The sequence below is a fragment of the Pseudomonas sp. PB106 genome (assembly GCF_009764645.1).
Taxonomy (GTDB): domain Bacteria; phylum Pseudomonadota; class Gammaproteobacteria; order Pseudomonadales; family Pseudomonadaceae; genus Aquipseudomonas.
Map to the genome: position 1 here is coordinate 1 of NZ_RWIM01000114.1, position 9,519 is coordinate 9,519.

At 60.7% G+C, this 9,519-nt stretch carries 9 protein-coding genes; 7 read left to right on the top strand and 2 right to left on the bottom strand.

Annotated elements, in window-relative coordinates; translation table 11 throughout:
* Positions 1 to 156: 156 nt before the first annotated feature.
* On the bottom strand, positions 157 to 1,557 hold the full coding sequence (locus EJA71_RS14945; protein WP_158958061.1) for an FAD/NAD(P)-binding protein: 1,401 nt from the start codon (positions 1,555 to 1,557) through the stop codon (positions 157 to 159).
* Entirely contained in the window at positions 1,558 to 2,121 is a 564-nt protein-coding gene (locus EJA71_RS14950) for a helix-turn-helix domain-containing protein (protein ID WP_158958063.1), read from the bottom strand. It lies immediately after the preceding gene.
* 85 nt (positions 2,122 to 2,206) lie between these two features.
* On the opposite strand from EJA71_RS14950, the gene EJA71_RS14955 reads away from it, so the two are divergent.
* The 7 genes from EJA71_RS14955 (at position 2,207) to EJA71_RS14985 (ending at position 9,447) form a co-directional block, all read left to right on the top strand.
* The gene (locus EJA71_RS14955; RefSeq protein WP_158958065.1) at positions 2,207 to 3,142 is read left to right on the top strand and encodes a DMT family transporter; all 936 of its coding nucleotides are present in this window, start codon (positions 2,207 to 2,209) and stop codon (positions 3,140 to 3,142) included.
* A gap of 247 nt (positions 3,143 to 3,389) precedes the next feature.
* A complete protein-coding gene (locus EJA71_RS14960; RefSeq protein WP_158958067.1) occupies positions 3,390 to 6,308 on the top strand; it encodes a monovalent cation/H+ antiporter subunit A in 2,919 nt (972 codons plus the stop codon).
* Positions 6,308 to 6,652 carry a Na+/H+ antiporter subunit C gene (locus tag EJA71_RS14965; RefSeq protein ID WP_016775082.1) on the top strand — a complete coding sequence of 115 codons (345 nt, stop codon included), beginning with the start codon at positions 6,308 to 6,310 and terminating at the stop codon, positions 6,650 to 6,652. The genes EJA71_RS14960 and EJA71_RS14965 overlap by 1 nt, the downstream gene beginning before the upstream one ends.
* The gene (locus tag EJA71_RS14970; protein WP_158958069.1) at positions 6,649 to 8,328 is read left to right on the top strand and encodes a monovalent cation/H+ antiporter subunit D; all 1,680 of its coding nucleotides are present in this window, start codon (positions 6,649 to 6,651) and stop codon (positions 8,326 to 8,328) included. Before EJA71_RS14965 ends, EJA71_RS14970 begins: the two co-directional genes overlap by 4 nt.
* Positions 8,325 to 8,813: a Na+/H+ antiporter subunit E gene (locus tag EJA71_RS14975; RefSeq protein WP_158958071.1), complete on the top strand. Its 489-nt coding sequence runs from the start codon at positions 8,325 to 8,327 to the stop codon at positions 8,811 to 8,813. Before EJA71_RS14970 ends, EJA71_RS14975 begins: the two co-directional genes overlap by 4 nt.
* Positions 8,810 to 9,088: a K+/H+ antiporter subunit F gene (locus EJA71_RS14980; protein WP_150602808.1), complete on the top strand. Its 279-nt coding sequence runs from the start codon at positions 8,810 to 8,812 to the stop codon at positions 9,086 to 9,088. The genes EJA71_RS14975 and EJA71_RS14980 overlap by 4 nt, the downstream gene beginning before the upstream one ends.
* Positions 9,085 to 9,447, top strand: a complete 363-nt coding sequence (locus EJA71_RS14985; RefSeq protein ID WP_158958073.1) for a Na+/H+ antiporter subunit G — start codon at positions 9,085 to 9,087, stop codon at positions 9,445 to 9,447. The genes EJA71_RS14980 and EJA71_RS14985 overlap by 4 nt, the downstream gene beginning before the upstream one ends.
* The last annotated feature ends 72 nt before the right edge of the window (positions 9,448 to 9,519 follow it).

The following is a 9,519-nucleotide window of genomic DNA, read 5'->3' on the forward strand; positions in this document are numbered from 1 at the left end:
CGATAGCGGTATATCAGTCACCTTTTTATTGACTGAACCACCGCTATCGCGAGCAGGCTCACTCCTACAGACGCTGCGGTGTGGCACAAATGGTGTTTACAACCTGAATCCCCTTTGAGAGCGAGCCTGCTCGCGAAGAGGCTCGTACGAACACCATCAACCTTTTCTCACCAACCTTGCCGCCAGTGCCTTGGCCTGCAACGCTACATCCGTCACCGCCGTACTCTCCCACCACATTCCCCGCAGTGGCGGCCCCATCGCAAACACCCGGTCAGCCGCACGCCCCTCGGCATCCAGCACCGCGCCATCCACCGCCGCCGCAATCCCCAGCGCCAGCGGCCCAGGCCGTACCAAGCCACGCTCCAGCAACTGCTGCGGCAACGGTCGCGCCACGCGACGCCAGTCGTACTCGATGCCACTGGAATTGATCAGTGCTGCACCGTGCATCACGCAGGTTTCAGACTCACCCCGGCGACGAATGCGAATGCTCACACCGCCCTTCGCGCCAGGCTCAAGCCCTTTGAACGACGCAGCATGGATTCTGAGCCGCCCTGCCAATTGCAGGCGCTCAACCAATGCCGCACTCAACGGTGGCGAACGATGATGATGACTCTCCCACCACGGGCGCACATGCCGTACGAATTGTCTTCGCTGAACGTCAGTCGCCTGACCCCATAACCGAGCAATATGCACGCGAACCGTATCCAGCGGCGCCTGCCAGTCGATGCCTTGCGCAATCGCATCTCGACACTGCCGGCGTAATTCGCGCAGCAACTGGCGTGGGGTGCGAATGCCGTGATCCTCGCCCAGGAAATCGACCCAGGCCGGCGGTTGTCGGCGCACATGGGGCAACAAACCGTGCCGGGAAAACACCTCGATCGGCCCGCGATGCCCGGCCTGTTCCAGCGAAACCACGGCATCGACCATGGTCAGGCCGGAGCCAATGATCATCACGGTGGAGTGCGGATCGAGCTGGCGCATGGCCGCGACATCCCACGGATCCAGTGCGGCGGCGTTAAGGCCGCTGGAGTGTTTCTGCGCAGTCCGCGCAGCGGGGAACATGCCGGTGGCGAGAACCACATAAGCACCGTCCACGATCTGCCCATCGCTCAGGCGCAATTGCAACGAGTCCACAGCCGTTTGCAGATCCACCACCTCAGCGCAAATGTGCTCGACCGTCGAGCCATATTGCGCACCAACCCGCCGCGCTTCAGCCAAACGCTGCTGCACATACACGCCAAACAGCCCGCGCGGCGGAAACAGCTCACTGATCGGCACATTCTGCTCGGCAGACTCCGGCCAACCGCCGGCCGCAATATGCTCGGTCAGCCATTGCGTAAGGTCATTTGGGTTATCTGGATCGACGCTCATTCGCGCCGCATTGCCGTTGAGCGTATGGCCCAACTCAACTGCACTGTAGGCCTCGCCTCGACCGAGTTCGGCACGCGGTTCGACGATGACGATTGTTCGCCGGCCCGGCTGACGCAACAACTGCACCGCCAGCATCGTGCCGCTGAGGCCGCCGCCGATGATCAGGATATCCGTGTCATGTGCCATTCAAATCACCACATTGCGCACAAACCGCGCCGCAACGTCGCCATCGTTGCGATAGGAATGCGGCTGGTTACTGGCAAACATGAAAAATTCGCCTGTGCCGATTTTTTGCGGCTCATCGCCGAGCATCAGCGTCAGGCATCCTTCAAATACGAAGATCTGCTCACTCCAGCCGTCCGGGTCTGCATGCGATGGATAGACTTCGCCCGGCTGCAGACACCATTCCCACTGCTCGACTTCGCGAGTGGCGGTGGCTTTCGACAGCAGCACCGCTTTACTCCCCGGAATCGTTCCCGCCCAGGCCACTTCGTTGATGCGGCTCGGGTCCCGGGCATCCGGCGCCTGGATCAGATCGCTGAACGCCACATCCAGCGCTTCGGCGACGCGATCAAGGGTGGTCAGGCTGACATTCTTCTCGCCCGCCTCAATTGCCACCAACATGCGTCGGCTGACGCCTGATTTTTCCGCCAGCGCGGTCTGGCTCATATCGGCGGCATGGCGCAGGCGCCGGACGTTCTGGCTGACGTGCTGAAGAACGGAGGTCCTTTGCGTTGAATCTTTGTGCACTATATTGCTCACTCGGTGAGGTTGGGCAGTATACTGCGCAACGTTGGCCGCATTGTGCGGCCTCCTTTTTATAGTGCGCAAGGTCATGACGTCGCTGAACACTTCCCCTACCCCCGTCCGCCTCTCCCGATTCAGCAAAGCCGAGTGCGTGCTGGTGCTGATCACCATGATCTGGGGCGGCACCTTCCTGCTGGTTCAGCATGCGATGACCGTCAGCGGGCCGATGTTTTTCGTAGGCCTGCGCTTTGCCGCTGCGGCTTGTATTGTCGCGCTGTTCTCGTGGCGTCACCTGCGCGAATTGACCCTGTTCGAATTGAAGGCCGGCGCGTTTATCGGTGTGGCAATCATGCTCGGTTACGGCTTGCAGACGGTTGGCTTGCAAACCATTCCGAGCAGTCAGTCGGCGTTCATCACCGCGCTGTACGTCCCGTTCGTGCCGCTGCTGCAATGGCTGGTACTCGGCCGCCGTCCAGGGTTGATGCCGAGCATCGGCATCATGTTGGCGTTCACCGGTTTGATGTTGTTGTCGGGGCCATCTGGGGCGTCGCTGAACTTCAGCCCGGGTGAAATTGCCACGCTGATCAGCGCCATCGCGATTGCCGCCGAGATCATTTTGATTAGCACCTATGCCGGTCAAGTGGATGTACGCCGGGTCACCGTGGTGCAACTGGCCACGACATCGTTGTTGTCGTTCTTGCTGGTGGTGCCGACGGGTGAATTGATACCGGACTTTTCCTGGACCCTGCTGATGACTGCGCTGGGCCTGGGTGCCGCGAGTGCGGCGATTCAGGTGGCGATGAACTGGGCGCAGAAAAGTGTTTCGCCAACTCGGGCAACGTTGATCTATGCCGGTGAGCCGGTGTGGGCAGGGATCGTCGGGCGGATTGCCGGCGAACGGTTGCCAGCGATTGCGCTGGCGGGCGCAGGGCTGATTGTGGCGGCGGTGATTGTCAGTGAGTTGAAGACCAAGGGTAAGGTCGCTGAAGCTGAGGCTGAGTTGGAGCGGGAAGCACAGGGATAAAGCTCCGAAATCTTCACAGTCTGAATTATTGCTATCGCGAGCAGGCTCACTCCTACAGGGGAACGCATTCCAAATGTAGGAGTGAGCCTGCTCGCGATGAGGCCATTCCAAGCAACATCGACTTTCCTGAAACAATGCCAAACAGAAATTTTCAGACTACTTTGTAGGATTCTGAGACATCCTGGCGTTTGGTGATCGGGGAGCTGGCACGTATGATGCTTCACAAACTTCCGCAGATTAGAAGCCTATGTCCCTGATAGTTCTACTGCTTCTGCCATTCATTGGCAGCTGTCTGGCAGCGGTGCTGCCACACAACGCGCGTAATACCGAATCCCTGCTGGCGGGGCTGGTCGCTCTGATCGGCACCGTTCAGGTCGCGATGTTGTATCCGCAAATCGCCCACGGCGGCGTGATCCGTGAAGAGTTCATGTGGCTGCCCAGCCTCGGCCTGAACTTCGTTCTGCGCATGGACGGCTTCGCCTGGCTGTTCTCGATGCTGGTACTCGGCATCGGCACACTCGTTTCTTTATATGCGCGTTATTACATGTCGCCGGATGATCCGGTGCCGCGTTTCTTCGCGTTTTTCCTGGCGTTCATGGGCGCCATGCTCGGTTTGGTCATCTCCGGCAACCTGATCCAGATCGTGTTTTTCTGGGAGCTGACCAGCCTCTTCTCGTTCCTGTTGATTGGCTATTGGCACCATCGCGCCGACGCCCGTCGCGGCGCCTACATGGCGCTGATGGTCACCGGTGCAGGCGGGTTATGCCTGTTGGCGGGGGTCATGCTGCTTGGCCATGTCGTCGGCAGCTATGACCTCGACAAGGTCCTGGCCGCCGGCGATCTGATTCGCGCACACGCCCTCTACCCTATCCTGTTACCTCTCATCCTCATCGGTGCACTCAGCAAAAGTGCCCAATTTCCGTTTCACTTCTGGCTGCCTCATGCGATGGCGGCGCCGACGCCCGTCTCTGCTTATCTGCACTCGGCGACCATGGTCAAGGCCGGGGTGTTTCTGCTGGCGCGGTTGTGGCCGTCGCTGTCCGGCAGTGAAGAATGGTTCTACATCGTCAGCGGAGCCGGAGCCTGTACGCTGCTGCTTGGCGCGTATTGCGCGATGTTCCAGAACGATCTCAAAGGATTGCTGGCCTACTCGACCATCAGTCACCTCGGCCTGATCACCCTGCTGCTCGGCCTCAACAGCCCGTTAGCGGCAGTGGCGGCGGTGTTCCACATTCTCAACCACGCGACGTTCAAGGCCTCGTTGTTCATGGCCGCGGGCATCATCGACCATGAAAGCGGTACCCGCGACATCCGCAAACTCAGCGGTCTGATCAAACTGATTCCGTATACCGCGACATTGGCGATGGTCGCCAGCGCCTCGATGGCCGGCGTGCCGTTGCTCAACGGCTTCCTGTCGAAAGAAATGTTCTTCGCTGAAACCGTGTTCATCAATGCCACGGCGTGGGTAGAGATGTCGTTGCCGATTGTCGCGACCATCGCCGGCATGTTCAGCGTCGCTTACTCGCTGCGCTTCACCGTTGATGTGTTCTTCGGCCCCCCGGCCACCGACCTGCCGCACACCCCGCACGAACCGCCGCGCTGGATGCGCGCTCCAGTCGAACTGCTGGTATTTACTTGCTTGCTGGTGGGGATTTTCCCGGCACAGATCGTCGGCCCGTTGCTCGCGGCGGCGGCGCTGCCCGTGGTCGGCGGCACCTTGCCGGAGTACAGCCTGGCGATCTGGCACGGTCTGAATGCGCCAATGATCATGAGCCTGATCGCCATGTCCGGCGGTATCGTTCTGTATCTGTTGCTGCGTAACCAGTTCAAGCTCGGCCGCTTCAAGTATCCGCCACTGGTGGGCCGCTTCAACGGCAAGCGTCTGTTCGAGCGCAGCCTGGTGGTGATGATGCGCATGGCCCGTCGCGTCGAGCGGCGGCTGGGCACCAAGCGTCTGCAAATGCAATTGTTCCTGATGGTTTTGGCGGCGGTGCTCGCCGGTCTGATCCCGATGTTGCACAGCACGCTGAGCTGGGGCGACCGGCCGAAGATTCCCGGTTCCATCGTCTTTGTGACCCTGTGGCTGCTGGCGATTGCCTGCGCCCTCGGCGCCGCCTGGCAAGCCAAGTATCACCGTCTCGCGGCCCTGACCATGGTCAGCGTCTGTGGCCTGATGACCTGCGTAACCTTCGTCTGGTTCTCGGCGCCGGATCTTGCGTTGACACAACTGGCGGTTGAAGTGGTAACCACAGTGCTGATCCTGCTCGGCCTGCGCTGGTTGCCACGCCGGATCGAAGAAGTCTCGCCGCTGCCAAGCAGCCTGCGCAAAGCACGCATTCGCCGTCTGCGCGACTTGCTGCTGTCGATTGCCGTCGGCGGCGGCATGGCGCTGCTGTCCTACGCAATGCTGACGCGGCAGACGCCAAACGACATTTCCTCGTTCTACCTCAGCCGTGCCCTGCCTGAGGGCGGCGGCAGCAACGTGGTCAACGTGATGCTGGTCGACTTCCGTGGCTTCGACACCCTCGGTGAGATCACTGTGCTGGTTGCCGTGGCGCTGACCGTGTTTGCCCTGCTGCGGCGCTTCCGCCCACCGAAAGAAAGCCTGCAACTGCCAGCTCAACAACGCTTGCTCGCGCCGGACGTGGTCACCGACCTGGTCAACCCGCGTTCCGCCAGCGACACCGCGCTCGGCTTCATGATGGTGCCGGCGGTGCTGGTGCGCCTGCTGCTGCCGATTGCGCTGGTGGTGTCGTTCTATCTGTTCATGCGTGGACACAACCAGCCGGGTGGTGGTTTCGTCGCCGGTCTGGTGATGTCGGTGGCGTTCATCCTGCAATACATGGTCGCCGGTACGCAGTGGGTCGAAGCGCAAATGAGCCTGCGTCCTTTGCGCTGGATGGGCACCGGATTGCTGTTCGCCACCGCCACGGGCCTCGGCGCGATGGTCGTCGGCTATCCGTTCCTGACCACGCACACTTGGCATTTCAGCCTGCCGGTACTGGGTGACATCCACGTCGCCAGCGCACTGTTCTTCGACATCGGCGTGTACGGCGTAGTGGTCGGTTCGACGTTGTTGATTCTGACCGCTCTCGCCCACCAATCGGTGCGGGGTCACAAGACCGCATCGCTGCCCAAGTCCGTCGCCAGCAAAGGAGCCGTCTGATGGAAGAAGTCATCGCAATCGCCATCGGCATCCTCGCCGCATCCGGTGTCTGGCTGATCCTGCGGCCACGGACCTTTCAGGTGGTCATGGGCCTGTGCCTGCTGTCATACGCGGTCAATCTGTTCATTTTCAGCATGGGCAGCCTGTTCATCGGTAAAGAACCGGTGATCAAGGACGGCGTGACGCAGGACTTGCTGCACTACACCGATCCGCTGCCACAGGCGCTGGTACTCACCGCGATCGTGATCAGCTTTGCCATGACCGCATTGTTCCTCGTCGTTCTGCTCGCCTCGCGCGGCCTGACCGGCACCGACCACGTCGACGGCCGGGAGCCTAAAGAATGATGGCGATGACTCACCTGATCGCCGCACCGATTCTGCTGCCGCTGCTGACCGCCGCCATCATGCTGATGCTCGGCGAACGGCACCGGCCGCTGAAGGCGAAAATCAATCTGTTCTCCAGCCTTGTCGGTCTATTCATATCGGTGCTGCTGTTGCAATGGACGCAGACCACGGGCGTCCCAGGCTCGATTGGCGTGTACTTGCCGGGCAACTGGCAGGCACCGTTCGGCATCGTACTGGTGGTCGATCGGCTGTCGGCATTGATGCTGGTACTGACCGGGATCATCGGCGTCAGCGCCCTGCTCTTCGCGATGGCGCGTTGGGACGGCGCTGGTTCGAGCTTCCACGCGTTGTTCCAGATTCAGCTGATGGGCCTGTATGGCGCGTTCCTGACGGCGGACCTGTTCAACCTGTTCGTGTTCTTCGAAGTGTTGCTGGCCGCTTCATACGGCTTGTTGCTGCACGGTTCGGGGCGGGCACGGGTGTCGTCGGGGCTGCATTACATTTCGATCAACCTGCTTGCTTCCTCGCTTTTCCTGATCGGTGCCGCGCTGATCTACGGCGTCACCGGTACGCTGAACATGGCCGATCTGGCGCTGAAGATTCCGCTGGTGCCGGAAGCCGACCGTGGCTTGCTGCACGCCGGTGCGGGGATTCTCGCGGTGGCATTTCTGGCCAAGGCTGGCATGTGGCCGCTGAACTTCTGGCTGGTGCCGGCCTACTCCTCGGCCAGTGCGCCGGTCGCGGCGATGTTCGCCATCATGACCAAGGTCGGCGTCTACACCCTGTTGCGTCTGTGGACGCTGCTGTTCTCCGGGCAGGCCGGCGCTTCCGCGTTCTTCGGTGGCGAATGGCTGATCTACGGCGGCATGGCGACCATCGCCTGCGCGGCACTGGCGATTCTTGCGGCGCAACGTCTGGAGCGCATGGCCAGCCTGAGCATTCTGGTGTCAGCCGGCATTCTGTTGTCGGCGATCGGTTTCGCCCAGCCGAACCTGATCGGCGCTGCGCTGTTCTATGTGGTCAGCTCGACCCTGGCGCTGAGTGCGTTGTTCCTGCTGGCTGAACTGATTGAGCGCTCGCGCTCGGCCAACGAGATCCCGCTGGAAGACGAAAGCGAGTTGCTACCGCGACCACAGGAATCCCTGCAACCGCCAAAAGGCATCAACCTTGACGATGAGCAGAAAGCCGTGGTCGGTCAGGTCATCCCCTGGACCATGGCGTTTCTCGGCCTGAGCTACATTGCCTGCGCACTGCTGATCATTGGCATGCCGCCGCTGTCGGGTTTCATCGGCAAGCTCAATCTGATCGGTACCTTGCTCAATCCGCTCGGTCTGGGCACCGCTGCGCCGATTTCCACGCCGGCGTGGATGCTGCTGGCGTTGCTGATTCTCTCCGGGGTCGCATCGTTGATGGCGTTTTCGCGCTTGGGTATCCAGCGCTTCTGGACACCGGAAGAGCGCCCTTCGCCGCTGCTGCGAAAACTCGAATGCGCGCCGATTTTCCTCTTGCTGGGGCTGAGCATCGCCCTGACCTTCAAGGCTGAACCGCTGCTGCGTTATACCCAAGCCACCGCAGAGGCACTGAACAATCCCCAGCAATATGTGATGGCGGTGCTCGGCACTCGTGCCGTACCCAGCCCCGAAGCCAAAGCGGCGATGCTGGAGGTGCAGCCATGAAGCGTGTGTTTCCTGCACCCTGGTTATCGCTGGCACTGTGGGCGTTGTGGTTGACGCTGAATCTATCGGTCAGTCCGGGCAACTTGCTGCTCGGCGCGGCATTGGGTTTCGCTGCCCCATTGATGATGCGTAAGTTGCGGCCAAAACGAGCACACATTCGGCGCCCGGGGACCATTATCAAGTTGTTTTTTCTCGTCGGTCGCGACGTAGTGATGTCCAACCTGATCGTCGCATGGGGCGTGCTCAACGCCGGTCGCCGCCCGCCGCGCTCGCACTTCGTCAAAGTCCCACTGGACCTGCGCGACGCCCACGGTCTGGCGACGCTGGCGATGATCTGCACAGTAGTGCCCGGCACGGTATGGTCGGAACTGGCATTGGATCGCAGCGTTCTGTTGCTGCACGTGTGGGATCTGGATGACGAAGCGCAGTTTATCGAGCACTTCAAGAGCACCTACGAACGGCCGTTGATGGAGATTTTCGAATGAGCCCATTACTGTCGAACGCGATTCTGTTGACGCTGTTCCTCTTCTGCCTGGCGATGGTGCTGACCCTGATTCGCTTGTTCAAAGGGCCGTCGGCACAGGATCGGGTATTGGCGCTGGACTATCTGTACATCGTTGCGATGCTGATGATGCTGACGCTGGGCATTCGTTATTCCAGCGATACCTACTTCGAGGCAGCGCTGCTGATCGCGCTGTTCGGTTTCGTCGGCTCGTTTGCTTTGGCGAAGTTCCTGCTGCGTGGCGAGGTGATCGAATGAATGCTGAACTATCTTTGTGGGTCGAAATTCCCGTGGCGATCCTGCTAGTGCTCAGCGGCGTTTTTGCGTTGATCGGGGCCGCAGGCCTGCTGCGCATGAAAGACTACTTTCAGCGCATGCACCCGCCGGCACTGGCCTCGACGCTGGGTGCATGGTGTGTGGCGCTGGCCTCGATCATTTGCTTCTCGGCGCTGAAATCCGGGCCGATCATACATGCCTGGCTCATCCCGATTTTGCTGGCGATCACCGTGCCGGTGACTACCTTGCTGCTGGCGCGGGCGGCATTGTTCCGCAAGCGCATGGCGGGCGACGATGTACCGGCCGAGGTCAGTAGCCGCCAAACCGAGAATGGTAGTTGAACCGTTAAAAGATCGCAGCCTTCGGCAGCTCCTACATTGGAATGCGCGTCTCCCTGTAGGAGCTGCCGAAGG

Excerpts from the sequence above, each read along its gene's own strand:
- EJA71_RS14945 (WP_158958061.1), bottom strand. The coding sequence starts at position 1,557 with ATGGCACATGACACGGATATCCTGATCATCGGCGGCGGCCTCAGCGGC.
- EJA71_RS14955 (WP_158958065.1), top strand. The coding sequence starts at position 2,207 with ATGACGTCGCTGAACACTTCCCCTACCCCCGTCCGCCTCTCCCGATTC.
- EJA71_RS14960 (WP_158958067.1), top strand. The coding sequence starts at position 3,390 with ATGTCCCTGATAGTTCTACTGCTTCTGCCATTCATTGGCAGCTGTCTG.
- EJA71_RS14965 (WP_016775082.1), top strand. The coding sequence starts at position 6,308 with ATGGAAGAAGTCATCGCAATCGCCATCGGCATCCTCGCCGCATCCGGT.
- EJA71_RS14970 (WP_158958069.1), top strand. The coding sequence starts at position 6,649 with ATGATGGCGATGACTCACCTGATCGCCGCACCGATTCTGCTGCCGCTG.
- EJA71_RS14975 (WP_158958071.1), top strand. The coding sequence starts at position 8,325 with ATGAAGCGTGTGTTTCCTGCACCCTGGTTATCGCTGGCACTGTGGGCG.
- EJA71_RS14980 (WP_150602808.1), top strand. The coding sequence starts at position 8,810 with ATGAGCCCATTACTGTCGAACGCGATTCTGTTGACGCTGTTCCTCTTC.
- EJA71_RS14985 (WP_158958073.1), top strand. The coding sequence starts at position 9,085 with ATGAATGCTGAACTATCTTTGTGGGTCGAAATTCCCGTGGCGATCCTG.